The sequence below is a fragment of the Mesorhizobium sp. L-2-11 genome, assembly GCF_016756595.1.
GTDB lineage: Bacteria > Pseudomonadota > Alphaproteobacteria > Rhizobiales > Rhizobiaceae > Mesorhizobium.
This window is the reverse complement of sequence record NZ_AP023257.1, coordinates 2274209-2299999: the sequence shown is the minus strand read 5'-3', so window position 1 is coordinate 2299999 and position 25791 is coordinate 2274209. Positions and strand designations below refer to the sequence as shown.

Genomic DNA, 25791 nt, shown 5'->3' with positions numbered 1-25791 from the left:
GGCAGTCGGGCTCGTCGCGGGCGCAAGCGGAGCTATCACGGAGGACGCAGAAATGCCGGACAACAGGCTTGGTCGACTGATACCGCAGGCTATCGCAGCGTTCATGGCGCTCACGCTGCTGGTCGCCGCGCCGGTGTACGCGCAAACCCCATCCGGCAGCAACCCGACCGCACAGGCGGTCAGCGAACAGCAGCTTCTTGATGAGCTGCAGAAGATCGAGGGGCGCGTCACCCTGCCCAATACGGCAGCCGGCTTGCTCGAGCAACCGCAAGGCCGTGATTACCGCGGCTTCCACGAGGGCTGGCTGCCGTGGATCGGCGGTATCGCGATAACAGGCATTTTGCTGCTGCTGGCGCTGTTTTATTTCTACAGGGGCCGCATCCGCACACTGGCGCCCGAATCGAATGTCAGGATTTTGCGCTTCAATGCTCTTGAGCGGCTGACCCACTGGATGACCGCCACGGCGTTCATCATCCTGGCCATCACCGGCCTGAATTTTATCTTCGGCAAGCGTCTGCTGATGCCGCTGATCGGCGCCGATGCATTTTCAACCTGGTCGATTTGGGCGAAATACGCCCACGACTTCGTCTCCTGGGCGTTCATGCTCGGCATATTGGTCATGCTGGTGACATGGATCTGGGACAATCTTCCCGATCGCCATGACGCGCATTGGCTCAAGGTCGGCGGCGGTTTCTTCGACAAAACCAACAGGACGCATCCGCCGGCCGGACGTTTCAACACCGGCCAGAAGCTCATTTTCTGGGCCGTCGTGCTCGGTGGAATTGCGCTGTCGGTATCCGGCATATTCATGCTGTTCCCGTTCGCATTCACCGACATAAACGGCATGCAGACGGCCCAGTATATTCATGCGACTGTGGGCATAATCCTGATCGCTGTTATCATCGCTCACATCTATATCGGCACGCTCGGCATGGAAGGCGCCTATGAAGCAATGGGCTCGGGCACGGTCGATGTGAACTGGGCGAAGCAGCATCATAGTCTTTGGGTCGAAAGACAGGCGGACAAAGGTGCGATACCGCCGCGCTCGGCGGCCGAAGCGGCCGAATAATAGCTTCTGCGCACAAATCGAAATGCCCGGACCACTGGTCCGGGCATTTTTTGGCGTGCTCGCAGGCCTTCATTGCGCGGCCTCGAAATCCATGCCCGCCAGCGCAGATCCAGCCCGGATATAGCTCAGCTAGGAAGGCGTCTCCTCGCCGCCCGCGGCTGCCGTGGAGTTGGCGCCCGGCTCGCCCGTCCAGTTTTGACCGACCAGATTGTGCCCTGGATCGCCCACGCGAGTGCTCTCGCTGCTGTAAACCTGCCATGCTGGCTGTTGCTGCTGCGCGCTCAGAAGAAAATAGCCGGCCCCGAACGCAATTGCGATCGAAACGACAATTCCGGTCAAGATCATACCCATCCCGCCTTCTCCCTTTCACCTGCTCAAAGTTCCGCAGTCATGTTCTCATTGTGGCGGTGGCGTCTGCGGCGCTGGAGTCTGCGGCGCTGGAGTCTGCGGCGCTGGATCCTGCCCCGTCACAGATGGACTGCCAGATCCCTGAGGGGCCGCACCGGACTTTTGCTGATACTGCAGGTCGAGTGCCGCCAGTGCAAGCAACGGCGGCGGCATGGCGACACCGGCCACTCGCATTTGCCGCGCGGTCTTCTGGCATTGTGCGATGTCATTGGCGGCGGCCAGTTCCTCCGCTTTCGCGGCATTGATCACCGAATCCTTGGGAGTGCTCGACGTATCGGAGGGGGGCACCGGCGCGGCCCTGCTTTCCTTCTGGGGCGCGTTCGTCACCGATCCGCTGGCCACCTTCTCCTTGCTTGGTTGTGGAGCATCGCTGGCAACCCCAGCCTGCCCGGTAATTTTCTGCGCCGAGCCCGTCCCGGTCTCGGGCTTGGCGGGCGCGGCTGCGCTGGTGGAAGATGTGCCAGACTGCTGAGCTGGGGCAGCAGCGGTCGGGCTAGCCGCTTCGGCAGGCGCCTTCATGAAAGCGAGGAGCTCCTGGCAGAGATTTGCAGGCCCGCCTGGCTGCTGGGCAGCGGGCGTTGCAGCCGCTGGAGGCGCGGGCTCGGGGGCAGTGCTCGTCTGCGCCAGCGATGTTGACGCCGACAGGGCAACGATTCCTGCGAGAAGCATTTTTTTCATCGCTTTGCTCCTTCCCTAATGAAATCACCCGCCTCGGTGACAACATAACGTTAGAAGCTGCCAGAACGATCCATGGGATTGCGAGCCTGCCTCGCAATTCGGCCACCGCTATCCTCGATGACGGTGACTGACGACTACGTGGGCGAGCCAACAGAAAGCGGATGGCAATCGACATCGCGAGGGCGATCGATCATCGCAAGGAAAAGCGCGATCAGATGAGGCGGCGGGCGAATTTGCGGATCGTGCGGTAAGCAGGAATCGCGAGGCGATCAAGCAGGCGCATTTGGTCGCTCTCTCTTATCGACCGCCGCGCCGTGGGCAACGTGTTTGACAGCGCAGTCATTCTGCCGTTTTAGGCGACCGATGAGAAAGGCCGCGGACGGAAAAATGCCGCAAATCAGCGGCGTATTTTAGCCGCGGAGCCGCTCAGGCGGCCGTTTCGCCCACCACGTCAGCGGGAAAGCCGAAGGATGACCAGCCGCGCGCAACCCGAGATCATCCGCCGGGAAAGCAAAACCTTCCGATTGGCGCATTGCCTTTTGCCGGCATGGCGCGACGGCGAGATCGACTCGACGTCGGCGCCCGGGTCGATCGGCATGGCTTTCACAGGCCAGGCGGCTGCCGTTGTGCGCGTAGCCGATGGCGCTGCAAGGCCGCGGCCCGTGCCGCCTATGACAATCGGGCTTGGCGGCGACACGCCGATCGCCTGGTTGGAGACGGACTCACCCTCCGACGTTCTGGAAATCACCGGGGCGCCCGGGCTACGCAGCGAGATGGCGCGGGACATGCATGTCGAAAGCCACGCCGATCTCGACGACGTGCATGGCTGGCAGGATCCGATCATCCAGGCGGTTGCGACCAGGCTGCGCGCCGCCCTGCGCGGGTGGATACCGATGTCGGACCTGGAGGCCGAGACACTGGTTCGCGCCGCCTATGCCCAGGTGCTGCGACGGCACTTCGGTGGCCGCGAGGGTATCCGGCGAACGCTTGACGCGCGGCGGCGTCAGCGTGTGGTGGAACTGGTGCTGGACACCGCCGACAAACCCCTGACCTTGGGAGATCTTGCCGAGGCGGCCGCACTCAGCCCGTTTCACTTCGCGCGCAGTTTTGCCAACACCTTCGGCATGCCACCGCATCGCTTTGTGACCGTAAGTCGACTGGATCGAGCGTTTCACGCTCTGCGGTCGACCCAGGCAACCGTGCCGCAGGCGGCTGCTGCTGCGGGGTTCTTGAACCTGCATCATTTCCGTCAACTGTTCCGGCGGCAGTACGGCGTGCCGCCATCGGACGTAGGCGGGCAGGCGCGGGCCCAGTCGATCCGGCACCGAAGTGAGCAAGAATCGACCCTGTCCGTAGCGCCGGCCGTGCTTATCTTCAGCAAACCACCCTTTGAGGCCGGCGGCCGCACCGAACATCCGCGCCGGCCTCATGCCTATCCCGAGGATCGTGACATGACGAAATCTCACCGAGCCAATCAGTCTCCCTCAAACATTGACAACCCGCAGCGGCGGCAATTTCTGGCGTCGGCAGCTTTTCTCGGCGTTGCCCCCTGGCTGCTGTCTTCGCTTGGCAGGCCAGCCCGCAACCCGCGAGCCAGCCCCGCAAGCTGGGTGCCCTCGAAGTGTTTTCCGTAGGGCTCGGATGCCAGTGGAAACCTGGCCCTGACGACGGCACCGCCCAGGATTATTTCGGCAGCCCCATAGATCGCTCCGCCGCCGTTGCGCTTATCAGGCGCGCGGTGGACCAAGGCGTCACCCTCATCGATACGGCGGAAGTGTATGGACCCTTCATTTCGGAGGAGATCGTTGGCGATGCGCTGCAGGGGCTGCGCGAAACCGTCGTTCTGGAGAGTAAGTTCGGCTTCAACGTTGATCTTGAGACCGGCAAAATCGGAGAGGGCCTGAACAGCCGGCCCGAGCACATCAAGCGCGCCGTCGAAGGCAGCTTGCGCCGCCTGCGCACCGACCGGATCGACGTGCTCTACCAGCACCGCGTCGACCCGCGGGTGCCGATCGAAGATGTCGCCGGCGCGGTCAAGGATCTCGTCGCCGAGGGCAAGGTTCTGCATTTCGGGCTCTCGGAGCCGGGACTGGAGACCATCCGACGCGCGCACGCGGTTCTGCCGCTCGCCGCAATCCAGAACGAATATTCGATGGTCTGGCGTGGTCCCGAGACCGACGTGCTGCCTCTGTGCGAGGAACTGGGCATCGGCTTCGTGAGCTGGGCTCCGCTGGGCTATGGTTTCCTGACCGGCACGATTACGGCAGAAAGCCGCTTTGGCGACGACCCCGAGCGAGACTTCCGCGCCTGGGTTCCCCGCATGGCTGAGGATGCCTTGGCGGCGAACATGGCGCTCGTCGAAGTCGTGCGGACGTGGGCGCAACGCAAGCAGGTCAAACCCGCCCAGCTGGCGCTGGCCTGGCTGCTGGCACAGAAGCCGTTCATCGTGCCGATCCCCGGTACAACGAAGGCCGCCCACCTCGACGAGAACATTGCGGCCGCTGCCATCACCTTTACGCAGGACGAGCTGCACCGGCTCAATGCTGACGTGGCTGCGGTCAAGATCGAAGGCGCTCGGCTTCCTCCCCCGGTTCTCGCAATGTCCGGCGTGGAGGCGCCACCCAAGACTTAGTCCGGGCTGCTCGATGGCCGTCAAATAGCTGGACCATGCATGGCTGCACGAAGCTGATTGAGGAACGAGAGGCAATAGAGCTTGAGAGCAGGCAGAACTCGCCCTTTCCTCGGCGGGCGTGCTCGCAATATTGATTCCATTGTCTTTTTCGTGGACCAGAATTGGAAATCTTCCGGTATTGTGTCGTACAGTTCTGCGGCTTTGCCCTGACCGAAATTGCCAGCTACTTTTCAGCTGGCAATTACCGCCGCGCCTGCCGCAAACGCGGGCAAGACGAGAAGCTTATAGAACTCCGCCGCGACCGGCTCTTCGACGCCAAGGCCGCGGGCCGCGTCGGTGACGAGCTCGGCCAGCGTAGTCTCCCAACTACGCCCGCCGATCTGGATCCTGCGCGGGTCGATCTGCCAGGTTCTGCGCACGTCGCGATCGAGCACCGTTTCCTCGCCGCGTCCATGGGGTGCCGCCTCGGCTACGGCGACCAGCCGCTCGGCCTGCGCCTCCGGAAGCGGGAAGGCGATCCTGCCCACCCCCTCCACGTCGATCGTCGGCGTGAAGATTTCCCGCAGGCCGCCAACGCAGAAGTCGCCGGGGCGTTCGACCGAGCGCAGGCAATCAGGCAGGGCGGTGACGATCGACGACATGAGAACTCCGACAGTCTGGAAAATAAACGTATGGAAAACGCTACCTAGACCTGGCGCGTCGGCCTCTCAAGAAATTTTGCACAGCAAGCCACCCCGATACGTGTCGTTGCGCTTCATCTGAGAAACGGCCCTTCTCGTTCATCGCGAATATCAGACCCAGCAGCGCTGTGGAGCGATCGCCCTATGCAGGGCCACGATAGAGAATTTCCGCGGCGCAATCGCCGACGGATAGCACCGACGACGACCCCCTTACATCAGTTCCTCGACACAGTAGTTTTAACAGGTCGAGCCGATCGGCAGCGAACGTCAGTAATCCCCGTCTGTGGCAAATCTCAGTGGCAGATCGCAACGTTGGAGATTGGCCGAAACACCCCTCCACTTCGCCATCCCAGGGCAAGCAAGGAGCGAAGCGACGCGCGCAGACCTTGGGATCCATGCCGTTACCTCAGCCGAAGAATGCTAAGGGCCCAGCATAATTCAGATCTGTAGCGATCCTTCGCGCCCCCCTCTGTCCTGCCGGACATCTCCCCCACTTGGGGGGAGATCAGCCGTCATTGCGGCTTTCGCCATTGTCCAACGTTGATGAATAGGCGCCGTCAGCGAAGCTGCCAATCTCCCCCCTCGTGGGGGAGATGTCCGGCAGGACAGAGGGGGGCGCCTCGCTCCGCCATCAAAGGTTCTGCACCGTCGTGACGCTCTGATGTAACGGCATGCATCCCAGGGTCTCCGCGACGTCGCTTCGCTCCTGCTCCGCCCTGGGATGACGAAGGTGTGTTGGCCTGCGGCTTGACGAGCGGACGTGCGGTTGTCACGTCCCAGTCGTTTTCTGAGTGTAGAAAATGTCCAATCTGCCGATTTCATCGAAGCCTATATCGCCGCCTATAATCGCAGAATGAGAAGCAGGTCGGACCTCTATGCGAGAGCGGCCCTGTTCCTCCCGACAGAACCGCCGCACGTCGGGATGCGCAATGGCTTGTCAGATCCGCTTTAGCTCGAGCGCATGGCTATGCCTACGCAGCGGATAAACGCGAGATGTGCGTTCGCGCTCCCCGGTTGGCCGCTTCCTTGTCAAGGTTGATGATGTTTGTTCAATAGCAAGCTGTCGGTTGTGGTGGTCAGTTCAAAAAGATTGATTTGTGCGGCACACCCGCTGCCTAGATGTTACGGACTTCGCATGAAGGGCCGATTACGAGGGGTAACCATGGTTCACACTGCACGCCTCCGCCACGTTTCTCTGGCCGCCCCCTCCAGCAGAAACGTCCCTGCAAAATGGCTCGCCGCCGCGGCCTTCGCGGCCATCGGCTTGCTCGCGGCCCCGGCCGCACAGGCGCAGGAAGCGCCTCCCGCGCCCGTCGTCACGGTAGCCAAGCCGGTGGTGCGCGATATCGTCGAGGACGATGAATTCGTCGGCCGTTTCGAAGCCGTCGACCAGGTTTCGCTGCGCTCCCGCGTCGGCGGCTATCTCGACCAGGTCCATTTCCAGGACGGTACGCTGGTCAAGCAGGGCGACCTCCTGTTCACCATCGACCAGCGGCCGTTCAAGGCGGCGCTGAACCAGGCGCAGGCGCAGGTCGACTCGGCCAAAACCCTGGTCGAATTCAGCAAGATGCAGTTCGAGCGCGCCGAGACCCTGTCGCGCGAAGGCAACATACCGGTTTCGACGCTGGACGACCGCCGCCGCGAATATCTCGCCGCCCAAGCGCAACTGGACGGCGCGGAGGCGGCACTTGAAAACGCAAGTCTCGATCTCGAATTCACCGAGATCAAGGCGCCGTTTTCCGGCCGGGTCGACCGCCGGCTCATCTCGCCGGGCAATCTGGTGCAGGCCGACCAGACCGTGCTGACCACCATCGTCTCGATCGACCCGATCAACTTCTATTTCGACATCGATGAGCGGACCTACTTCGCTTATGCGCGCGACGCCCGCGAGCGCGGCGGCGTCATGCAGGAGGGCGCCGGCGGCGTCGATGTTGGCGTCCGTGTCGCCGATCGTGATGCAGCGACGTTCAAGGGCAAGCTCGACTTCGCCGAGAACCGTCTGGACGAAGCTACCGGCACGATGCGGGCCAGGGCGCGCTTCGACAACAAGGACGGCGTGCTGCAGCCGGGCATGTTCGGCCGCATCAACGTGCCCGGCTCGCTGCCGCATCCGGGCGTGCTTCTGCCTGACGAGGCGATCGGCGCCGACCAGAACCGCCGCATCGTCTTCGTTGTCGATGAGGCAGGCCTGATCTCGGCCAAGCCGGTCCGCACCGGCCCGCGCATCGACGGCTATCGCGTTATCCGCGAGGGCCTCACCGGCGAAGAAACCGTGGTAGTCAACGGGCTGGTGCGAGTGCGGCCGGGCGTCACCGTCAAGTCCGAGATGACCAAATTGCCGCCCAAGGTTGAAGCCGAAGGGCAGACGCAATGAACTTCGCTCATTTCTTCGTCAACCGCCCGATCTTCGCGGCGGTGCTGTCGATCGTGCTCGTGCTCGTCGGCGGCATCGCCTATACGCAGCTTCCGGTCGCGCAATATCCCGAAATCGCGCCTCCGACCATCGTGGTGCGCGCCTCCTATCCGGGCGCCGACGCCGAGACGGTCGCCGCGACCGTGGCGACGCCGATCGAACAGGAAATCAACGGCGTCGAGCACATGCTCTACATGTCGTCCTATTCCTCCGGCGAAGGCTCGATGTCGCTCACCATCACCTTCCGCCCCGGCACCGATCTCGACGCGGCGCAGGTGCTGGTCCAGAACCGCGTCTCGATCGCCGAAGCGCGCCTGCCGGAAGAGGTGCGCCGGCTCGGCATCACCACGGCGAAAAGTTCGCCCGACCTGATGATGGTCATCCATATGCTGTCGCCCGACGACACATATGATCAGCTCTACGTCTCGAATTATGCGCGTTCGCGCGTGCGCGACGTCCTGCTGAGACTGGACGGCGTAGGCGACGTGCAGATCTTCGGCGAGCGCGAATATTCGCTGCGCGTCTGGCTCGACCCGGAAAAACTGTCCGCCTACGGCATGACCGCAGGCGACGTAGTCCAGGCGCTGCGCGACCAGAACGTCCAGGTGTCGGGCGGCTCGATCGGCGCACCGCCGGTTGGCGATGGCTCGGCCTTCCAGTATACGGTCACCACGCAAGGACGCTTCGAAGACGCGCGCGACTTCCGCTATGTCATAGTCAAGTCGACCGAGGACGGCCGCTTGATCTCCCTGCAGGACGTGGCGCGCATAGAGCTCGGCGCCAGGGACTACGTCACCAATTCCTATCTCAACAACAAGGCGGCGGTGGCGCTCGGCATCTTCCAGCGGCCGGGCACCAATGCCTTGGCCTCGGCGGAAGAAATCCAGAAGACCATCGCGGAGCTTTCGCAGGATTTCCCGGAAGGGCTGGCCTACGAGATCATCTACAATCCCACCGAGTTCATCGCCGAATCGATCAACGAGGTCTATGTCACCATCGCCGAGGCGATTCTGCTGGTGGTGATTGTCATCGTCGTGTTCCTGCAGTCATGGCGCATTGCGGTCGTGCCGATCGTTGCGATACCGGTCTCGCTGATCGGCACGCTCGCCGTGCTGCTCGCCTTCGGCTTCTCGCTCAACATGCTCACTCTGTTCGGGCTGGTGCTGGCGGTCGGCATCGTTGTCGACGACGCCATCGTGGTTGTGGAAAATATCGAGCGGAACATCCGGCTGGGACTCGCTCCGCGCGCCGCTGCGCACAAGACCATGGATGAAGTGGGAAACGCGGTCCTCGCGATCTCGCTGGTGCTGATCTCCGTCTTCGTTCCGGCGGCTTTCATTCCCGGGATTTCCGGCCAGTTCTACCTGCAGTTCGCCATCACCATCGCGGTCTCCACCGCGATCTCCGCATTCAACTCGCTGACGCTTTCGCCGGCTCTCGCTGGCGTGCTTTTCAAGCCGCACAGCGAAGAACATTCGAACTTCTTCCTGGCAAGGTTCGGTCGCGCTCTGGCGAACGGGTTCAACAACGGGTTCGACAGGATGGCGCACGGCTATGCGTGGCTGGTGCACAGGCTGGTCGGCACGACTCTGGCGCTTGCCGCCATGCTGCTCGTCTTCGCAGGCCTGCTCTACGCGACCTATCACATGCTGCAGACGGTGCCGCGCGGCTTCATCCCGAACATGGACCAGGGTTATGCGATCGTCGTCGTGCAATTGCCGGAGGGCTCTTCGCTCGCCCGAACGGACGCAGTCATCCAGAAGGCGTCGGATATCATCCGCAAGACGCCGGGTGTCGCCAACGCCGTCGCCTTCGCAGGATTCAACGGCGCGACATTCACCAACGCCAGCAATTCCGGCGTGATCTTCGCGCCATTCAAGAGCTTCGAGGAACGGCTCGAGAGCGGCGATACTTCCGACAAGATCATCGGCACGCTGTTTGGCAGCCTGCAAAGCATCCAGGAGGCCTTCATCATCGCGCTGCCGCCGCCGCCGGTGCGGGGCATCGGCAACTCCGGCGGCTTCAAGATGATGCTCCAGGAGCGCAACAGCGCCGACATGCGGCCGATTCTGGCGCTGGCCAACGAAATCGCCGGCAAGGCCAACCAGACGCCCGGGTTGATGGGCGTCTTCACCACCTTCTCGGCCTCCAGCCCGCAATTCTTCCTGGCGATCGACCGCGACAAGGCGCGCATGCTGAACGTGCCGATCCCCAACATCTTCGAGACGCTGTCGATCAATCTGGGCACCGCCTATGTCAACGATTTCAATGCCTTCGGTCGCGTCTACCAGGTGCGGGCGCAAGCCGACCAGGCTTTCCGCATCGATCGCGACGACATATTGAAGCTGAAGGTGCGCTCGGCGGCCGGCGACCTGGTGCCGCTCGGCACACTGATCGAGATCCGCGACGTCACCGGTCCCTCGCTCGTGCAGCGCTACAACATGTACGTCTCCGTGCCGCTTCAGGGCAATGCAGCGCCGGGTGTCGCCACAGGCACGGCGCTCGACCTGATGGAGGGGATCGCAGCCGAATCGCTGCCGCAGGGCACTTCCTTCGAATGGACTGAACTCGCCTTCCAGGAGCGGCAGACCGGCAACACGGCGGTCTTCATCTTCGGCCTGTCGGTTCTGTTCGTCTTTCTGGCGCTCGCCGCGCTATATGAAAGCTGGATTACCCCCTTCGCCATCGTGCTTATCGTCCCGCTCAGCGTGCTGGCCGCCCTCTTGGGCGTCGCCTTCCGCGGTCTCGACAACAACATCCTCGTGCAGATCGGGCTGATCGTGCTCATCGGCCTGGCGGCGAAGAACGCGATCCTGATCGTCGAGTTCGCGCGCCAAGGTGAGGAGCGCGGCCTTGACGCCGTCGAGGCGGCTGTCGAGGCCTGCCGGCTGCGGCTGCGGCCGATCCTGATGACGGCATTCGCCTTCATCCTGGGCGTGGTGCCGCTGGTGATCGCCAGCGGGCCTGGCGCGGAAATGCGCCAATCGCTCGGCACGGCCGTGTTCTCCGGCATGCTGGGCGTGACGGTGTTCGGCCTCTTCCTGACGCCGGTCTTCTACGTTGCTCTGCGCAGGACATTCCGGCGCAGGCGGCCTGAAGCCGGCCTGGCTTCCGAGAGCGGCGCAGCCGAGTAGACGCCGGGTCGATGAGGCGCCGGGTTCAGGCTGAAGCCGGACCGGCGGGTTCCTGGATCTCGCGGAGGGATGGATCGGCGATCCATCCCTCAAGCGGATCGAGATGTTTCGGCGCGCCGCGTCTGCAAGCGTCCACATACCTGTCCGGCGGCGGCACGATCTATACCCTGAGGATAGGGTGACCTCTGCTTGATGCTCATAGACCGCGATCAGCGGGCTGAGGTAGCGTGGCGAAAATGTCCGGGTGTCCGCGTCGATGCCAAGCGCCGCAAGAAGACCTTGATGGCATCGGTGGGACAGTGCGTTGGACAAGAGTGTGGAATGCCTCGTTGGCCAAGAATTGACTGCGGGTGGCCTTCCCGCAGTCCCTAGTGAAGTACCAGGCCAACGGGAATCCTTGATGCAGATTTACGCGTACCGGGCCGAGCGATTCTACAAGCACAGCTTCGGGCTGCAAATGCTGGGACTCGTTCTCGGTCTGCTGGTCTGGATCGCGCCGGTTTATGCGCAAGAGGTGCTGCGCATACCCTACGTGGCCGATATCGGCACTTTCGATCCGGACAACGGGTTCGAGGTCGGAGGAGTCAGCGCAATCAACAATGTCTATGAAGGGCTTGTCGAATACGAACCGGGTTCAACCAGGATTGTCGGCTTGCTCGCCAGGAACTGGGAGGTTTCCGACGACGGGTTGACCTACACCTTCCAACTGGCCGAGGGAGTGAAGTTTCACGACGGCATGCCATTCAATGCGGCGGCGGTCATAAAGTCGTTCGAGCGCCGCCGCGATCGTGGACTGATCCTGAGCTATTTCCTGGCCAACGTGAAGGACATGAGGGCGCCCGACGATTCGACAGTCGTGCTCACGCTGACCCATCCTCAGCCTTCGTTCCTCGACGCCCTCGCGAGTCCCTGGGGACCGAAGATCATTAGCCCGCAAGCGCTTGCTGAGCATGAGAATGGCGATTTCGCGACGACTTGGCTCAATGAGCATGCGATCGGAACGGGTCCATTCAAACTGGCTGAGTTCAAACGCGGTCAGCGCTATGTGCTCGAGCGCAACGACGACTACTGGGGCAACAAACCGTTCTTCCGGCAGATCCAGATTTCGGTCGTGCCCGATATCAGCCAGCAGATACTTCAATTGCAGGCCGGTGCGATCGACGCCGTGCCGATCGATTATCCGTTCGCGCAACTCACCAGCCTGCCCCGGGGTCTGGAGATCACCGCCGCCCCGAGCATGATACCGTATTATCTCTTCGTTAAGCCGAACTCGCAGCTCGAGGACGCGGAGGTCCGCAAGGCGGTTTTGATAGCGATCAACCCAGCGCTGTGGGTCAAGGACGCCTTTGGAGAGTTCGCAAGCCTGTCGAGGTCGGTTTATCCGAACGTGATGCTCGACCCGGTGAATCCGATCCGGTTCCCGACCGACTTCGAGGCAGCGACGGGCGCGATCGCCAGACATGGCGCGGTCAACTTGACCATTGGCCTCTATAGCGCGGCCCCGAGCTATGGCCGCATCGCTGACCTGATGATAGCGCAACTGGCGTTGATCGGCGTAAAGGCGACGGCTTACGTGCTGCCCGCCGGCGCTGCTTACGCCTTGAAAGGCGACCCAAACCCTCCCGATTTGCTCCTCACGATCGCGGGACCGGACGCCGCTCATCCGGAGAACCAGGCCAAGACTTTTTTTTCGAAGAACGGTTCCCTCAACTTTTTTGGGCGGGTGATGCCGGAAGCCGACGCCATTGTCGACCAGGCCGGACAAATGACCGACGTCAAGAAACGCGACGCTCTCTACGAGAGAGCGGGGCAGATGTATTTCGACGCCGGCATCGTCATCCCGCTTGTCGACGTCAACGATGTGGTTGTCCACGCCAGGGGCCTGAAGGACCTTGGACTCCGTCCCGTGAACCCACCCGGCAACATCGACTTCGCCACCGTTCGCTGGGGACCCTGAATTCCAGAACCAGGGCAGGCTCGTCCATAGATGAGCTTTCGCACCGAATGTCGGAACCCGTGACCGAACCAGTCCTCGCCGTTAAAGACCTCTCCGTCATTCTCAGCCGAGAAGGCCGGCCCTCCCGCGTGCTCGACGGCATCAGTTTCGACATGTTTCCGGGCGAGATCATCGCGCTGGTCGGGGAGAGCGGCTCCGGCAAGACAAGCATCGGGCTGACGCTTCAGGGGCTCCTGCCACGCGAATACCTGCCGCAGGTTGCAGGCTCGATCCGGCTTGCGGGGATCGAGCTTGTCGGTGCTGGAAGGCGCACCCGGCAGTCGGCCCGCCGCCACCTCGTCCGCGTTATATCGCAAGATCCGATGGGCGCGCTCAATCCCACCATGACGATCCGCCGCCAGATGCGAGAATCCAATGGGAGGGCCGAGAGATCGATCGAAGACTGGCTCAGCCGAACCGGCTTGCCTGATCCGGAACGCATCGCCGATGCGCTTCCGCATCGCCTGTCGGGGGGGCAGCGTCAGCGAGTGCTTATTGCCATGGCGATGATGGCAAGACCGAAGCTTCTCATCGCCGATGAACCGACCACCGCGCTCGACGTCATCATGCAGGCGCAGATCCTATGCCTGCTGCGCGATCTCGCTCGCGAGCATCAGACGGCAATTCTGTTCGTCACCCACGATCTGACTGTGGCGGCCTCATTGGCCGATCGCGTTCTGGTTCTCTACGCCGGGCGCATCGTTGAAATGGGCCGCATGCAGGACGTGGCCCGCAATGCCGCGCATCCCTATTCCGCCGGCCTGCTCGCCGCTCGCTTCGATCTGGACTCCGATCGACTGCGCCCGCTTCCCACGCTCCCGTCCGAGCACAGGCCCTCCATAAATGTTGAAAACGCCTGCGCCTACGCGACACGCTGCCCGATCGCCCAGCCAGATTGCACGGCGATCCGTCCACCACTGGAATCTGCTTCTGTCCATGGTGGCGCAGTCGCCTGCCTTCATCCCGAGCAAACCGCATTTCTCGCAATGCAGCGCGCTGGTGCGAAACCATGGCCGGCCCAGGCAATCCAGGAAACCGCCGCCTTGAGGCTGTCCAAAGTCGGAAAAACATTCCCGACAGGCGCCCGATCGGTTTGGGGACGGCGTCAACCGCAGCCCGTTCTCAGGTCGGTCAACCTCTCGATCAAGCTTGGCGAGTGCGTGGCCCTGGTGGGCGAGAGCGGCGCCGGCAAATCTACCCTACTAAGGATCGCTGCCGGGCTTGCGGTCCCCGAGAGCGGCACCGTCACACGCTTCGACAAGCTTCCTCCGCAAGTCGTGTTTCAAGACCCCGTGGCGGCGCTGACGCCGTGGCTCACGATCGGCGAGCAGATCGGCGAGCGCCTGCGGGCCGTTTCGCCGGACAGCGACTACGTCCGCCGTCGCGTCGGGGAGGCCATGAAGCTTGTCGGCCTCGATCCGGTCCTGATGGACGCGCTGCCGGCCGAGATATCGGTCGGGCAATGCCAGCGCGCGGTTTTGGCTCGCGCGGTGATCGTCCCGCCAAGGCTTCTGCTGTGCGATGAGCCAATCAGCGCCATGGACGTGTCGCTGGCGGCCACTACCTTGAACCTTCTTAGCGACCTTCGGCGGCGACTCGACATGGCCATGCTGTTTGTCACCCACGATCTGGCGGCCGCCAGGATCATCGCCGACCGTGTCGCGGTGCTGAAGGACGGCGTTTTGGTCGAGATTGCCGATCCAGACGCCATCATTGCCGCACCGCAGTCCTCCTACACGCGATCTCTCGTCGCGGCGATGCCGTCCCTTCAGCCGGGAGGCGGACGATGACCGGAGGGCCAAGCCCTGACACGCTGCCTGCGCGGCCTCTATTCAACTGGCGCGATTTCTTCCGGCGCGCCGGTTGGCTTGAAAGCGTCGGTATCATCGGCGTGCCTGTCGTCACCGTTGTGGCCGTGCTGGCGCCCTGGATTACGCCGTTCGACCCGCAGCTGCGCGTCGCCGGAGCCTACCTGCCGCCTTCAGCCGGACATTGGTTCGGCACCGACGAGATCGGCCGCGACCTGTTCTCGCGCGTCATCCTCGGCGCTCAATATACGTGGCTGCCAGCGCTTGCCGTTATAGGCTTCAGTCTCACTGTGGGCACCCTGGTCGGACTGATTTCAGGCCTGGTGGGCGACAAGGTCGATCTGGTGATCCAGCGGATCGTCGACCTGTTCCTGGTCCTTCCGGCAACGCTCATCGCGCTCGCTGTCGTGGCTTCCCTTGGCCCCGGGCTCGGCAACACGATGATCGCCATCGCCATTGTCTGGTGGCCCTGGTATGCGCGCATATCCCGTGATGAAATTCGTCGCCTGAAGGCCCGTCCACATGTCGAGGCGGCGCGTATCGCCGGGGTCCGCGGTCCACGCCTGCTGTTGCGTTACTTGTTGCCGGGAGTCGTCCCGGCCTTGCTCATCGGGGCATCGCTGGATGTCGCCAACATCGTCATGACTTTGTCGCTGATGTCGTTCCTTGGCCTTGGACTGCCCGCACCGACGCCTGAGCTCGGAGCGATGACGTCGCGCACCCTCGACAGTCTCACGATCCATTGGTGGCTGCCGATCCTGCCGGCCGCGATCATCTTTCTCCTCTGTCTCCTCGCCAACCTTGCGGGCGACGGCATTCGTGCCGCGCTGAGGGGGGCGTAGTGCTGGCATATCTCACCAAAAGTATCGTCGGCGCCGTCGTTGTTCTCCTGGTGATGAGCTTCATTGTTTTCGGTCTCCAAAGTATCATCCCCGCCGATCCGGCGCGGGCCATTGCCGGGCCCAGCGCTCCGCCGCAAACGGTCGAAGCGATGCGTGAGCACCTCGGATTGGAAGACCCGGTCCTTGTTCAGTACGGGCGCTTTCTATTGCGCCTCTCGCGTGCGGATCTGGGGACGTCGGTAAGGACGCGACAGCCGGTGTTTGACGACATACGGGAATATCTGCCCGCTACGCTTGAACTTGGACTGGCGTCGATCGCTTTGGGGGTGGCGCTCGCCGGCGTCATGGCGGCGCTTCAGTTCCTGATTCCGGGATCGGGCGGAATAAGGTTCGCAATAGTGGGGATAGGCTCAACGCCGATCTTTCTGTCGGCCTTGCTTCTCGCTTACTTTTTCTGGTTCCGTCTCGATTGGCTTCCCGGAGCGGGTCGGCTTGCCTACCGCGACTTCGCAGGCCCAACGGGACTTTACGTCATCGACGGACTACTGGTCGGCCGGCCCGAAGTCAGCATCGACGCGCTGCTGCACACGATCTTGCCGGCGCTTGCGCTGGCCTTGCCAATCGGCGTCGCAGTTGGGCGAAGCCTGAACGGTGCGCTTCACGAGGTGATGAGGCAGACATACATCCGGACCGCGCGTAGCAAGGGTCTCAGCGAGACAAAGGTGCTGTTGCGCCACGGTTTGCGCAATGCGGCCACGGCCCCACTATCCATGCTCAGATTGCAGGTTCCCATTCTCTTCGGCAATTTGCTTGTCGTCGAGCGCGTTTTCGGGTGGCCTGGTCTGGGTCTTTACACGGTCCAGGCTTTTGCCAGCGCTGATCTTCCGGCAGTGCTGGGCGTCGCAATCGTCTTTGGAATTTTGTACATTCTAATCAGCACGCTCATCGAGATCGGACAGTCGATGGCCGACTCCCGGATCAATCTCTGAAGCGGCCACTCAGGCGCTTACTGTCGCGCTTGTGGGCGTCCGGGCCGAGTCGGCAATGGGGAGGCTGAAGGTTATGGATGCTCCACCGGTCTCGGCATTTTCCGCCCAAATCCGTCCGCGGTGCGCCTCGACGATCGAATGGCAGATCGCCAGGCCCATTCCCATCCCATCCGGCTTGGTTGTGTAGAACGCCTCAAAAATCCGTTCCGGATCGCTAAGCCCACGGCCGCTGTCTCGCACTTCGACCTCGACTGTTCCGTCATCCTGACGCCGCGACACGATCCGCAGGCTTCGCACGTTGATTTCGACGTCCTCCATCGCTTCGATGCCGTTGCGGACGATGTTGAGGACGACTTGCTCCATCTGAACGTGATCGGCAACCGTCGCGGGAAGGCGGAGGTCGAGGTGAAGGGCCAGCTTGACGCCGCTCGATGCGAGCCGGTCACCCAGGAGATCACAAACTTCGCGGATCACCGCGTTGAGATCTATCGCGTGCGGTTCGCCTTCGGTCTTGCTGAACAGCGCACGGATGCGGGTGATCACCTGTGCCGCCGCGTCGGCGTTTCTGATGATTTTTTGGGCGACCCGGCTGGCGTGATTGAAGTTTGGCGGATCGGCGTTCAGCCATCTCTGGAACGCGCCGGCGTTGGCCACGACCGCCTGGAGCGGCTGGTTGAGCTCGTGCGCGATGGACACCGACAGTTCGGATAGGCTGGCGGCGCGCAATGCGCGCGCGAGCCGCTCGTCGGCAAGACGCAGGGAGTCTTGTGCGCGGACCTCGTCGTCGATATCGAAATTGACGCCGTACCAGCGAAGGATAGTGCCGTCTTCGTCGCGTAGCGGTTCGAAGCGCGAATCAATCCAGCGATATTTGCCGTCCTTCCGGCGCAAGCGACCTTTGTGCTGGAGCGGCTCTCCACGGGCAAAGGACTTCTCGAACACAGCCTTCACGGTTGCCCGATCCTCGGGATGGAACAACTCCACATGAGAGGCGAATTGCCGCGTGCCTCGCGGTTGCTCCTTGGTCGAGTCGATGCCTGCCCAGTCGACGAAGCGCTTGTTGAAATAGTACGGCAATCCCGCCGGCGTCATTAGCCAGATCATGGTGGGAACTGTATCGACCAGCAGGCGCAACTCACGCTCACGCTCGCGCAACGCAGATTCGGCCTTCTTCTGATCGTCGATATCCGCCGTGTGGCCGTACCAGCCGGTTATCCTCCCGTACTCATTGCGGGAAGCAATGCCGGTGTCGCGAAACCATCGATACGTTCCGTCGAACCGACGCATACGGTGCTCGTCGATCACAGGCTCGCCCGTCTGCAAGCTGTGACGCCATCGCGCCATGCTCGCCTCGACATCGTCCGAATGGACAAACTGTGTCCAATGATAATCATCGCCATCCATGATCCGGCGCATCTCATCGGCTGTCACACCTACATACTCGAGCGCCGCGGGACTGACCAAGCGAAGGCGGCCATCCGCAGAGGCCGACCATCCGAGGCCCGGAATATCGGCAACGCCGGGTCCGGTATCATGGTAGACCCGGTCATAGAAGCTCGTGGTCCTGAAGATCTTTATCACGAACCATAGGGCTAACGCCGCGACGACAAATACCGCCAACCGGACCGCGCCGCCTGTGGCCCCCAATTCCAGCGAAAACAGGATCACGCATGAAAGCAGACCGGCCGCGGCAACGGCCGCCAAACCGACCTCCCAGCCGATGCAGATGCATATGACTGCAACGGCGACCAGCAGAATGTATGGCTCGTTGACGAATAATGCCAAAAAGACGCTCGCAGCGCCAATGGCCAATGCGACGGCGCGGCGTTGTTTCGTTGACGTCAGCTCCATTTCGACCTCTCGAGACCGCCTCTGCGTCCCACTCCCTGTCGCGGTCGATGTCCGAGTCAGTTACGGAGCGCCAATGCCTGATTGTAAGCCGCTCAGCGGCTGTCGACTGGAAGCGACTGCCACACATTGAAGAGATGGGAGATGGACCTTGCGTTCATCTTCTTCATCATGTTGCTCCGATGGAGCTTTACGGTGATCTCGCTGATGCCGAGATCCGATGCAATCTGCTTGTTTATCGCACCGGAGACCACTAGCCTCAGCACTTCCCGCTCGCGGGGCGTAAGGGTCTCATAAAGTGCCACGTTCTTTCGCGATACAGTCGATGCTGCTCTTCGCGCGACGTCGTTGGCGATAGCGGTGGACACTGCGTCAAGGAACGTCTGGTCGCGCACCGGCTTGGTCAGGAAATCCACCGCCCCCGCCTTCATCGCCTGGACGCCCATCGCGATGTCGCCATGGCCGGTCAAGAATACGATCGGCGTTAGTATGCCTTTGGTTGCCAGGACATGCTGAAGATCGAGGCCGCTCAGGCCCGGCATTCGCACATCGAGAACGAGGCAGCCTGGGCGGTCCGGCAGTTTTGCGTCCAGTAGTTCCTGGCCCGAAGAAAACGACATGGTGTCGATGCCGACCGAATTCAGCAACTCCTCCAACGCGTCGCGGACCGTTGCGTCGTCGTCGACCAAAATTGTTATGGGACTGTCTGCGATTCCTGAAGTTGCCACGCCCATGACTCTCGCCTCGGGGAGATCTGCTGAACACGAATTGACCGCGTTCACGCAGTCAGTATCAACGGCGCTTCTGTCACACGTCAATCAGGACCTGCGCCTCACGCGAGGCGGCCGAAGCTTGCTCTGCGCCAGCTATGCCCGCCAATTCGTAGTCTCTACGTCAGGTCTTGCGTACCCGTATCGCGGCGGGCAACGCAACACTATAAAGGGTGATCGGACCTAACGATTTGAATGGCTGACCTAGACCTCGGTATAGGTGCATGGTCCGTCGGTTCTTGCCCTATGTCATTAACCTTCGGAGCAGGACATCGCAGTCGCGGTGATCGGCTGCCTGCTGCGCCCTCAATGGGGTCCCGCGATCCTGGGACTAGCCATGAAAGCCGCATCGGCACGCCATTCCTTGCACTCGGCGCCTGCCTAGTCGTGCAGTCCCGTGCGCTGGAGTTTTGGTAGATACCGGGCGTCAGGCGCGTCCTCTGGAAACGCGCGCCGAGCCACGATTACAGCGGATAGAACCGCGGTCCGCCGACGTCACCGCAGCGGGGCGATCTCTACCGTGGTATTGCTCGCCCTCATCCCTTGGATCAATCGACTACAGCCGTGCCTTTCACATAGCCTTCTCGATGTGGTTCATCACCGACATCGTGTCGGGCAAAAATGAGAGCATGCTGTCCCGCATGATGCGTCAGGCTGACGGCAAATATCGTGCTGCCAGCGTTGCGCACGGCCGATGGAAATCAGGCTCTTTGCCGAAGCGAATCGTTCGACCGAAGCGTCGGAGACCCGCAGCTGTCGGTTATGCGAACTACTCCGCGTTTCACGAAGCCGAGCACGGGAGATCCGGTTTGCGTCCTTTGAAAGTATCGGTGCTCGTTGGGCTGGCAGCACTGGTCGCGACATTCGTTTGGTTCCCGGGTTGCGACACTCGGATCGCCGCCACGGACATACCCCTTGACGCGGCGGAAGCAGAGAAGGCTTCGATCGCCGGCTATGGCGAGATCAGGATATATCGCGACGCTCAGATCGCTGCGGGAGATGTGCGCGACTGGACGCCGGCAACCGAGCCGGATGGCCTCGATGTCCTCATGATCTCCGGCGGCGGTGCGGGAGGCGCCTTTGGCGTCGGCGTGCTTTCGGCGTGGAGCGAGACCGGGACCCGCCCGCAATTTGATGTAGTCACCGGCGTAAGCACTGGCGCCCTGATCGCGCCATTCGCGTTCCTCGGATCGGCTCATGACGGCACGCTGGTGCATCTCTTTACAAGCGGCGTCGCCGACGATCTTGTCGCAACCAAATTTCCCGTGGGCTTGATCGGATCGAGCTTGCTTAAATCCACGCCAATGAGGCGGATGGTCGAGGAGTTCATCACACAAGCGGTCCTGCAGCAGGTTGCAGCCGAGCATCGCAAAGGCCGCCGCCTCCTGATCCTCACGACGAATCTCGACACCCAGCGGGCCGTCGTGTGGAACATGGGCGCCATCGCCAACAGCGGCCGATTGGACGCGCTGAAGCTGTTTCAGGACGTTATGATCGCTTCGGCGAGCATTCCGGGCGTTTATCCGGCGGTCATGATCGAAGCCGAGTCAGGAGGGCGACGCTTCCAGGAAATGCATTCCGATGGAGGGTCGACGTCGCAAGTCTTGATACTTCCGCAGGCAATTCTGGCAAGCACGAACCCTCTCGTGCCGGGGAAACACCAGAGTGTCGATTTTCATGTGATCGTAAACAATGCGCTCATACCGGAATTCGCCACCACGCGAAATCAAACGTTGTCCGTGATCGCAAGAGCGTATTCCATCCTCCTCAAGTCACAGACACAGAGCGAACTGGCTATCCTCTACAATTATGCCAAACTGACCGGGGCACGTTTCCACCTTGCGACCATTGACGCTCAAGTCCGATATTCGATGCTCGATCCTTACAACGCCAGCTATATGCAAGCTGTCTATGACCTCGGATACGCCAGGTTGGCGGCTGGCACCCTTTGGAAAGACAGCCCTGTATTCGCCGACAGGCGCCTGTGATCGGCATCCTCAACGTCAGGCTCTGCTCGGCAGGAGCATGTCCGACAGTAAGAAGGCGGGTTTCCTACGCCCAGTAACGCTGTGACCCCAAGCGCTTCGATATGCTCCGCCAGCACCGCGCTCAGCTGCACTAGACCTTAGCATCGCCCGACAGATGCCTGCGTAGAATAGGTTACTGCGCGGGACTGCGTCATTCTCATCGCATCGGCCGCCCCCGACATCGATGGCGTGGTGCGGAGCCGGACTGGAGAAGGAGACGAAGATGACAAATGAAGTACCGAGCAAGGGGTTGGAGTGGACCAACCTCGTTCTGGGCGCAGGTCTGGCCTGCGCTGCCTTCGCGTTCACCGAGCTGCCCGCGGCGGCTTGGAACGCAGGGATCGTCGGCGCGCTTATTGCCTGCTGCTCCGCCGTGGCGCTCTACCGCTACGGAGCATGGACGGAGTGGTCCAATCTCGGCTTGGGGTGCTGGGGCGTAGCCGCTCCGTTCCTGCTCGGCTTCGGATCGGCGCAGGCAGCGATGTGGACGCACGTCTTGGTTGGGCTTTGCGTTGCGACGATCGCCATCATCCAGCTTTCGAGCGGCCGCAAGGCGCAGATGCTTTCCAAGTCCGACGTCAGATAATTTCATGGAAGCCCAGGCACCAGGGGACGGGGGCGCCGAACTGTTTCCGCGACCGTCCCCTGGGATGTTTCGGCGAGTTGCGCGTCAAAACCCGCGCCGCAAGCCCGAACCGGCAAGAGAACAGATCATGGACCCCGCGAATTCCGAACCAACACTCCAGCATCTAATGCGGCGCGACAACGTCTGCGCCGACGATGTGAGGCGGATCGTTCATGAGGCCCGTGAGGCATATCGGCGTCGAGGCCTGCTCGAACGGGGCACGCCGCTCGACTTTTCGCCAAACGGCCCGATGCTGACGGCAACGATTGCCCTTCTACTTCCGGCTGCGTCGAACGCCGTTCAGGAAGATTTCCACAGCAGAAGCAACCGCCTCCCGCGCTTCTTCTTCCGACGGCGGGGGCCGGAGCCCGAGAACGACCTGCAGATGCAGGTTGTCGCGGGTCATGCCTACAAAGTGCCCGGCCAGACGCAAGCAATCGTCCGCCTGGATTTCGCCCCGTTCCCTGGCGGCTTCGAGGACCTCGGCGAGCCGGACCGCGGTCCGTCCTGGCCCCTGTTCGTAGAACGACTTCACGAGATCCGGGAAGCGGTTGGCCTCGGTAACGGCAATTCGGTAGATTCCGATCAAAATGGGAGACATGTAGGCGTCCATGGAATGCCGGCCGAACGCCGTCAGTGTCGCCCGCAGATCGTGGCCTTCTATTTCCTCGATCACCAAGGACGACAGCAGATTGTCTGCGCTTTCCTTGACGATAGCGGAGAACAGGCCCTCCTTGTTGCCGAACTCATTGTAAATGTTGCGTTTCGATCCGCCGGCACGTTCGATAATCGCGTCGATGCTCGTCGCGACGTAGCCTTGTTCGAAAAAGACCTCAGCAGCCGCTTGAAGAAGAGCCTCCCGGCGGCCGTTGCGCCGTGTGGTCCTTGCAGCAGCCATTCATCCACTCCAGTCCATCCCTTGACTGGTAACAACCATTACCATAAACGTCAATGGTAACGCCTATTACCGGAGGCCCTCATGCCGCATAGCAGGAAAAAGACGATCGGCCTGCTGCTGTGCCTCTCAGCCGTGGTCGCCCTTGGCGCAGGATGGGCTTGGGCCCGTTCGGATGACACGTCGACCGACAATGCGTACGTCCGCGGGGATGTGACAGGGCTTGCGCCGAATATCGCGGGCTACGTCACCACAGTAGAGGTTCGGGACAACCAGGTCGTCCGGGCGGGTGACGTCCTGTTCCGCATCGACGACCGCGACTACCGCGCGCGGCTCGCGCAGGCTGTGGCCAATGTCGAAGCCGCTAAGGCGCGCCTTGGCAATGTCGACGCCGAAGTTCAGCTTCAGCATGCCCTCATCAGGCAGGCCGAAGCCCAGACGCGTTCGGCCGAGGCCGAACTGAACCTCGCGACCAAGGCGTCAGGCCGCCGCCGCGAACTTATTCGTACCCACGCCGTAAGCCAGGCCGAGGTCGACGAAAGCGATGCCGCGCGGTCGAGGGCCGAGGCGGCCGTGGCGGCGGCATCGGCAGCACTGGAGGCACAGCGGCAGCGCATCGCCGTGCTCGACGCCCAGCGCGAAGCCGCCGTTGCCGCGGTAGCGCAGGCCCGGGCCGCGGAGGAACTCGCTCAAATCGACCTCGACAACGCCGTGGTTCGCGCGCCGGTAGACGGCGTCGTCGGCAACCGCCAGGTTCGCATAGGCCGGCTTGTGGCGCCGGGTGCCTCTCTGCTCGATATTGTACCGGTCAATGATCTGTGGGTGGTGGCGAACTTCAAGGAGACCCAGATCAAACATATCCAGCCCGGTCAGCACGTCCGCGTCACCATCGATGGCTACCCAAACGAGACGTTTGAAGGGATGGTGGACAGCTTTGCGCCCGGCAGTGGGTCTGCCTTCAGTTTGCTCCCCGCAGACAATGCGACAGGAAACTTCGTTCGCGTCGTTCAGCGCGTTCCGGTCAAGATCCGATTTATCGGCAATCCGCTGCCCGGTCGCCTCGTGCCCGGCCTGTCCGCGCGTGTCGAGATTGATCGCGGTAGAGACTCATGACCGCAGTGGTCATCGCCATCCCGGACCGCAACCGACCAGCAACAGGAGCCCTTCTCGTCGCGGGCATAATACTCGCCACTCTGACAGAGGCGATCGCCAGCACAGTCCTGGCGCTCGGGCGTGGCGATATCATCGGCGACACCTATGCAACTCCCGATGAGTTCGCCTGGCTCGATGTGGGATATACCGCTCCGAAGCTGATCGGGTTCATGGCCGCCGCCTGGCTGATGAACCGCGTCAGTCCACGCTGTCTGATCGTCGGCTCGACCATAGCCATGGGCGCAGCCTGCGCCCTTGCCGCCATCACAACGCAATTGGATCTGCTGGTTGTGCTCCGCGTAATGCAAGGCTTCTCCGGAGGCGTCCTGCTCGTCGCGGGGCAGACGATCATTTTTCTCGCTTATCCGCGACGCCACCAGCCGATCCTTCAGGCCCTGTTCGCAATCGGTTCGGTCGTTGCCCCCGCGACGATCGCCCCAGCCTTTGAGGGCTGGTTGCTCGACAGCCAGTCGTGGATGTGGATCTTCTTTAGCGTCGTCCCGGTGGCGCTGGCGGCCGCCGGATTCTTGCTGCTCGCGGACTGCCCGGCGCCCGTCAAAGCCGGACCCCGCCCGTTCGACTGGCTTGGCTTCTCGCTCCTCTCGACCGCACTGTTCTGCTTCACATACGTGCTCGGCCAAGGCAGCCGATGGGACTGGCTGGAAGAACGTCACATCGTCTGCCTAACGATGGTCGGCGCGGCCACTCTGCTGGCATTTCTCGGCCAACAAATGATCGCCAAAGGTCAGGGCCTGCTGGACTTCACACCGTTCCGGTCGGACGATTTTTCCTTCGCCTTCATAGTCAGTTTCGTCGCCGGCGCCGCCTTGTTCGGGAGCGCGTTCCTGATCCCGTCGTTCGCCGTGTCCGTCCTTGCGTTCACACCAACCGACGCCGGCCTGCTCCTGTTGCCGAGCGGCGCACTTTTCATCGGCGCGCTCCTCATCGCTGCTTTCCTCATGCAGGTCCGCCGCATTCCTCCGATCGCCACGGTGCCCTTTGGAATCCTGATGATCATGGTTGCGATGTGGATGCTGTCCGGTTCGACCATCGAAAGCGGCGCGGACGACATGATGCCAGCCATTCTGTTGCGTGGCCTCGGCCTCGGCTTCCTGTTCCTGTCGATCACTCTCATCGCTTTCGGCAAGCTCAACCACCAAAACCTCGCATCCGGCGTAGGCCTCTTCAATACGGGTCGCCAGCTCGGTGGCCTCATGGGTGTCGCCTGGCTGCAGACATTGATCGAGAATAACGTCGCCGCCAATGTCGCGGTGCTCGGCGCCAACGTCACCGCGGGCATTCCCGCGGTCAGCGAGCGTCTGGCAACGACGACAGCCATGCTCGCGGCAAAAGGAATGGATCCCGTGGCAGCTGGCCGGGCAGCGACGAGCCTGCTGGGCAGAGCGGTCGCCGGTCAGTCCACAGTGATCGCCTTCGACACCGCGTTCAATGCCGTCGCGCTTTTGTTCGTGGTTGCCGCGCCCGTGCTGGTCACGATCAAGTTCGGCCTCGCCCGATACTTGAGAAACCCGTCCCTGGCGCTGAGGGCGGTTCCGATGCCGATCGCGCCGACGCCCGACATGATCCCGAGCTTGCCGCCTTTGGCCTCGAACGCCCTTGTCGAAGGGAGTCCGAGGCAAATGGAAGACGCACAGTTGCCAGCATGACAAACGCCCTGGAAAGATTCTCGCCAGCCAGCCATGTCGTGGATGCCCGCAGTACGGTGTGATCGATTGGCAGCCATGACATGCGCAAGGGCCCGAGGCCGATGAGTTGGCATTGGAATTCGAAATCTGGCCGGCGTGATGGAATGAAACGCGAGACG

Annotated in this window: 20 protein-coding genes; 13 read left to right on the top strand and 7 right to left on the bottom strand. The window is 62.1% G+C overall.

Features of this window, described 5'->3' with window-relative positions:
- Positions 1-52: 52 nt before the first annotated feature.
- The gene (locus JG739_RS11035; protein WP_202366492.1) at positions 53-1069 is read left to right on the top strand and encodes a formate dehydrogenase subunit gamma; all 1017 of its coding nucleotides are present in this window, start codon (positions 53-55) and stop codon (positions 1067-1069) included.
- Between the two features lie 129 nt (positions 1070-1198).
- On the opposite strand, the gene JG739_RS11030 is transcribed toward JG739_RS11035, so the two are convergent.
- From JG739_RS11030 to JG739_RS11020, 3 genes are all read right to left on the bottom strand, one after another.
- The gene (locus JG739_RS11030) at positions 1199-1420 is read right to left on the bottom strand and encodes a hypothetical protein (RefSeq protein ID WP_202366491.1); all 222 of its coding nucleotides are present in this window, start codon (positions 1418-1420) and stop codon (positions 1199-1201) included.
- 45 nt (positions 1421-1465) lie between these two features.
- The gene (locus JG739_RS11025; RefSeq protein ID WP_202366490.1) at positions 1466-2155 is read right to left on the bottom strand and encodes a hypothetical protein; all 690 of its coding nucleotides are present in this window, start codon (positions 2153-2155) and stop codon (positions 1466-1468) included.
- A gap of 451 nt (positions 2156-2606) precedes the next feature.
- The gene (locus JG739_RS11020) at positions 2607-2942 is read right to left on the bottom strand and encodes a hypothetical protein (protein ID WP_202366489.1); all 336 of its coding nucleotides are present in this window, start codon (positions 2940-2942) and stop codon (positions 2607-2609) included.
- Between JG739_RS11020 and JG739_RS11015 the strand changes: the two genes are divergently transcribed.
- Together JG739_RS11015 and JG739_RS11010 are read left to right on the top strand one after the other, a co-directional pair.
- Positions 2941-3789: a helix-turn-helix domain-containing protein gene (locus tag JG739_RS11015; RefSeq protein ID WP_202366488.1), complete on the top strand. Its 849-nt coding sequence runs from the start codon at positions 2941-2943 to the stop codon at positions 3787-3789. The two genes, JG739_RS11020 and JG739_RS11015, sit on opposite strands and share 2 nt — an antisense overlap.
- Before the next feature lie 104 nt (positions 3790-3893).
- Positions 3894-4787 carry an aldo/keto reductase gene (locus tag JG739_RS11010; RefSeq protein ID WP_244749808.1) on the top strand — a complete coding sequence of 298 codons (894 nt, stop codon included), beginning with the start codon at positions 3894-3896 and terminating at the stop codon, positions 4785-4787.
- Positions 4788-5017: 230 nt separating this feature from the next.
- Here the strand turns inward: JG739_RS11010 and JG739_RS11005 are convergent, their stop codons facing one another.
- Positions 5018-5428 carry a hypothetical protein gene (locus JG739_RS11005; RefSeq protein ID WP_202366487.1) on the bottom strand — a complete coding sequence of 137 codons (411 nt, stop codon included), beginning with the start codon at positions 5426-5428 and terminating at the stop codon, positions 5018-5020.
- Positions 5429-6629: 1201 nt separating this feature from the next.
- Between JG739_RS11005 and JG739_RS11000 the strand changes: the two genes are divergently transcribed.
- From JG739_RS11000 to JG739_RS10975, 6 genes are all read left to right on the top strand, one after another.
- Positions 6630-7841 carry an efflux RND transporter periplasmic adaptor subunit gene (locus JG739_RS11000; RefSeq protein WP_244749806.1) on the top strand — a complete coding sequence of 404 codons (1212 nt, stop codon included), beginning with the start codon at positions 6630-6632 and terminating at the stop codon, positions 7839-7841.
- Positions 7838-11014, top strand: coding sequence for an efflux RND transporter permease subunit (locus JG739_RS10995; protein ID WP_202366486.1), 3177 nt, complete (start codon positions 7838-7840; stop codon positions 11012-11014). The genes JG739_RS11000 and JG739_RS10995 overlap by 4 nt, the downstream gene beginning before the upstream one ends.
- Before the next feature lie 400 nt (positions 11015-11414).
- Positions 11415-12971 (top strand): ABC transporter substrate-binding protein, encoded by a 1557-nt coding sequence (locus JG739_RS10990; RefSeq protein ID WP_202366485.1) that lies wholly within the window; start codon positions 11415-11417, stop codon positions 12969-12971.
- 47 nt (positions 12972-13018) lie between these two features.
- Entirely contained in the window at positions 13019-14800 is a 1782-nt protein-coding gene (locus tag JG739_RS10985) for an oligopeptide/dipeptide ABC transporter ATP-binding protein (protein ID WP_244749804.1), read from the top strand.
- Complete coding sequence (locus JG739_RS10980; RefSeq protein ID WP_202366484.1) at positions 14797-15660, top strand: ABC transporter permease; 864 nt, start codon at positions 14797-14799, stop codon at positions 15658-15660. The genes JG739_RS10985 and JG739_RS10980 overlap by 4 nt, the downstream gene beginning before the upstream one ends.
- 53 nt (positions 15661-15713) lie before the next feature.
- The gene (locus tag JG739_RS10975) at positions 15714-16649 is read left to right on the top strand and encodes an ABC transporter permease (protein ID WP_244749938.1); all 936 of its coding nucleotides are present in this window, start codon (positions 15714-15716) and stop codon (positions 16647-16649) included.
- Between the two features lie 9 nt (positions 16650-16658).
- Here the strand turns inward: JG739_RS10975 and JG739_RS10970 are convergent, their stop codons facing one another.
- Together JG739_RS10970 and JG739_RS10965 are read right to left on the bottom strand one after the other, a co-directional pair.
- Positions 16659-18500, bottom strand: a complete 1842-nt coding sequence (locus JG739_RS10970; RefSeq protein ID WP_202366483.1) for a PAS domain-containing sensor histidine kinase — start codon at positions 18498-18500, stop codon at positions 16659-16661.
- Positions 18501-18592: 92 nt separating this feature from the next.
- Complete coding sequence (locus tag JG739_RS10965; protein WP_202367412.1) at positions 18593-19231, bottom strand: response regulator transcription factor; 639 nt, start codon at positions 19229-19231, stop codon at positions 18593-18595.
- Between the two features lie 623 nt (positions 19232-19854).
- On the opposite strand from JG739_RS10965, the gene JG739_RS10960 reads away from it, so the two are divergent.
- Together JG739_RS10960 and JG739_RS10955 are read left to right on the top strand one after the other, a co-directional pair.
- Positions 19855-21255: a patatin-like phospholipase family protein gene (locus JG739_RS10960; protein ID WP_342216446.1), complete on the top strand. Its 1401-nt coding sequence runs from the start codon at positions 19855-19857 to the stop codon at positions 21253-21255.
- A 262-nt stretch (positions 21256-21517) separates the two neighbouring features.
- Complete coding sequence (locus JG739_RS10955) at positions 21518-21880, top strand: SPW repeat protein (protein WP_202366482.1); 363 nt, start codon at positions 21518-21520, stop codon at positions 21878-21880.
- 313 nt (positions 21881-22193) lie between these two features.
- Here JG739_RS10955 and JG739_RS10950 read toward each other — a convergent pair whose 3' ends face one another.
- Positions 22194-22817, bottom strand: coding sequence for a TetR/AcrR family transcriptional regulator (locus JG739_RS10950; RefSeq protein WP_202366481.1), 624 nt, complete (start codon positions 22815-22817; stop codon positions 22194-22196).
- Between the two features lie 81 nt (positions 22818-22898).
- On the opposite strand from JG739_RS10950, the gene JG739_RS10945 reads away from it, so the two are divergent.
- On the top strand, positions 22899-23927 hold the full coding sequence (locus tag JG739_RS10945; RefSeq protein WP_202366480.1) for an HlyD family secretion protein: 1029 nt from the start codon (positions 22899-22901) through the stop codon (positions 23925-23927).
- Positions 23924-25633, top strand: coding sequence for a DHA2 family efflux MFS transporter permease subunit (locus JG739_RS10940; protein ID WP_202366479.1), 1710 nt, complete (start codon positions 23924-23926; stop codon positions 25631-25633). Before JG739_RS10945 ends, JG739_RS10940 begins: the two co-directional genes overlap by 4 nt.
- Positions 25634-25791 lie beyond the last annotated feature (158 nt).

Bases quoted from the DNA above. Each gene is read 5' to 3' on its own strand.
- JG739_RS10970 (WP_202366483.1), bottom strand. From the start codon at position 18,500: ATGGAGCTGACGTCAACGAAACAACGCCGCGCCGTCGCATTGGCCATT.
- JG739_RS11020 (WP_202366489.1), bottom strand. From the start codon at position 2,942: ATGTCCCGCGCCATCTCGCTGCGTAGCCCGGGCGCCCCGGTGATTTCC.
- JG739_RS11000 (WP_244749806.1), top strand. From the start codon at position 6,630: ATGGTTCACACTGCACGCCTCCGCCACGTTTCTCTGGCCGCCCCCTCC.
- JG739_RS10990 (WP_202366485.1), top strand. From the start codon at position 11,415: ATGCAGATTTACGCGTACCGGGCCGAGCGATTCTACAAGCACAGCTTC.
- JG739_RS11030 (WP_202366491.1), bottom strand. From the start codon at position 1,420: ATGGGTATGATCTTGACCGGAATTGTCGTTTCGATCGCAATTGCGTTC.
- JG739_RS10955 (WP_202366482.1), top strand. From the start codon at position 21,518: ATGACAAATGAAGTACCGAGCAAGGGGTTGGAGTGGACCAACCTCGTT.
- JG739_RS10940 (WP_202366479.1), top strand. From the start codon at position 23,924: ATGACCGCAGTGGTCATCGCCATCCCGGACCGCAACCGACCAGCAACA.
- JG739_RS10985 (WP_244749804.1), top strand. From the start codon at position 13,019: ATGTCGGAACCCGTGACCGAACCAGTCCTCGCCGTTAAAGACCTCTCC.
- JG739_RS10945 (WP_202366480.1), top strand. From the start codon at position 22,899: ATGCCGCATAGCAGGAAAAAGACGATCGGCCTGCTGCTGTGCCTCTCA.
- JG739_RS10960 (WP_342216446.1), top strand. From the start codon at position 19,855: ATGTGGTTCATCACCGACATCGTGTCGGGCAAAAATGAGAGCATGCTG.
- JG739_RS10995 (WP_202366486.1), top strand. From the start codon at position 7,838: ATGAACTTCGCTCATTTCTTCGTCAACCGCCCGATCTTCGCGGCGGTG.
- JG739_RS11015 (WP_202366488.1), top strand. From the start codon at position 2,941: ATGCATGTCGAAAGCCACGCCGATCTCGACGACGTGCATGGCTGGCAG.
- JG739_RS11005 (WP_202366487.1), bottom strand. From the start codon at position 5,428: ATGTCGTCGATCGTCACCGCCCTGCCTGATTGCCTGCGCTCGGTCGAA.
- JG739_RS11025 (WP_202366490.1), bottom strand. From the start codon at position 2,155: ATGAAAAAAATGCTTCTCGCAGGAATCGTTGCCCTGTCGGCGTCAACA.
- JG739_RS10980 (WP_202366484.1), top strand. From the start codon at position 14,797: ATGACCGGAGGGCCAAGCCCTGACACGCTGCCTGCGCGGCCTCTATTC.
- JG739_RS10975 (WP_244749938.1), top strand. From the start codon at position 15,714: ATGAGCTTCATTGTTTTCGGTCTCCAAAGTATCATCCCCGCCGATCCG.
- JG739_RS10965 (WP_202367412.1), bottom strand. From the start codon at position 19,231: ATGGGCGTGGCAACTTCAGGAATCGCAGACAGTCCCATAACAATTTTG.
- JG739_RS10950 (WP_202366481.1), bottom strand. From the start codon at position 22,817: ATGGCTGCTGCAAGGACCACACGGCGCAACGGCCGCCGGGAGGCTCTT.
- JG739_RS11035 (WP_202366492.1), top strand. From the start codon at position 53: ATGCCGGACAACAGGCTTGGTCGACTGATACCGCAGGCTATCGCAGCG.